The organism is Moorena sp. SIO4A1 (genome assembly GCF_010672065.1).
In the GTDB taxonomy this organism is placed as follows: domain Bacteria; phylum Cyanobacteriota; class Cyanobacteriia; order Cyanobacteriales; family Coleofasciculaceae; genus Moorena.
The window spans coordinates 1-1,231 of record NZ_JAAHHX010000865.1 but is presented as its reverse complement, the minus strand read 5'-3'; the positions used below and the strand labels follow the sequence as shown (position 1 = coordinate 1,231).

Genomic DNA, 1,231 nt, shown 5'->3' with positions numbered 1-1,231 from the left:
AAGAAAGATTAACTCAAGTAGAGAACTTGTTAGAGACAGCAGCACGATACATTAATCGTCACTCTCAGACCATCGAGCAAAATCAAGCAGAAATTACTCAATTACGAGTTTCTCTGAATGAGACCTTAAAATTGTTTTCGGATTTGGCAACCTATCAACGTCAAAGTCAAGAGGAAATTCGTCAAAGTCAAGCAGAGATTCGCCAAAATCAAGAGGAAATACGACGGATTTGGGAATATTTATTAAATCAAAGCGGTAATGGACGCTCCGGGAATTAAACCTCTAGCGGTTTGGGAGTGTAAACAGAAAATTGATGGATAAAGGGCACCATCCCCCTGTCGTGATTGGCCTTTGGGCCACGCTACGCGATGCTCGGTACGAGCCGCTACGCGAACAGAAAAGGTGAATTTTTCTTGCATTCGAGAGCAATAATTTGATCACCTAGATAGAATTTAGACTGACAAAGTGAAAAATGTGCTGGCTACTCGACCTGGGTAGCCGGAAAAAGTCAATCAGGGAATCTCCATCTCATTTCTTTGTTGACGTTCGAGTAGAAACCTCGATGATAAACAATAGCTGTTCTGTGCTTGATTCCCTTTGCAATCTACAACCAAATCCAAACCAAGAAGACCACACTGGTGCTACTAGTCAAGGGATTGTAGTGATTTCTCCCCTAGATGACCTTGAAACTGGTGAAGATTTGGCTACTACTGGTGATTTGGATATCACCAATGGCCCGATTAACGTCAAGCCCCCTATAGAGAGTCAAAGAATTATAGATTTTGATGACATTGACCAAGTGTTTGATCTCGAAATTCAGCCTCAAGATGGAACAACCGCGAATATCACCAAGATTGAAATTAGTAGTCATCGAACAGTAGACCCAGATGACCCTCTCGTCAAGATCAGTAGCAGTGCGACGGCTACTAACATGATTAGTCCCAATCCCTTGGCCAAAAGCCACGCTAACGGAACAGGCGACAAGGCGTGGCGGTGTGGTAATGGTCAGCAGTAGCAGCATGGCTACCAGCACCATTAGTGACAATCCCTCAGCAGATTTAAGCGATCGCATAAGCGCGGAAGCTGAGGCCATTGGCCAATCGCATTTCCAGTATCCATGGCACAGCCATGGTTTCCAGCACCATAAGTAACCCTAACACCAATAATTATCACGTTAGTGGTGCCGCCAGTGTCACCATTGGTAACGACAACCCGATTAGTAATCCGGATG

At 44.5% G+C, this 1,231-nt stretch carries 3 protein-coding genes; 2 read left to right on the top strand and 1 reads right to left on the bottom strand.

All coding sequences use genetic code 11. The annotated features are described in order from the left end of the window. Together F6K53_RS43630 and F6K53_RS43625 are read left to right on the top strand one after the other, a co-directional pair. Nucleotides 1-278, top strand: a 278-nt coding sequence (locus tag F6K53_RS43630) for a hypothetical protein (protein ID WP_293087014.1), incomplete at its 5' end; no start/stop codon positions are given. Nucleotides 279-472: 194 nt separating this feature from the next. Next, a complete protein-coding gene (locus F6K53_RS43625) occupies nucleotides 473-1,015 on the top strand; it encodes a hypothetical protein (RefSeq protein ID WP_293087011.1) in 543 nt (180 codons plus the stop codon). Nucleotides 1,016-1,035: 20 nt separating this feature from the next. On the opposite strand, the gene F6K53_RS43620 is transcribed toward F6K53_RS43625, so the two are convergent. Further along, nucleotides 1,036-1,231: hypothetical protein (locus F6K53_RS43620; protein WP_293087008.1), on the bottom strand; the 196-nt coding region annotated here is incomplete at its 5' end.

What these genes read in the sequence shown, in the direction of transcription:
- F6K53_RS43625 (WP_293087011.1), top strand. Translation starts at nt 473, where the DNA reads ATGTGCTGGCTACTCGACCTGGGTAGCCGGAAAAAGTCAATCAGGGAA.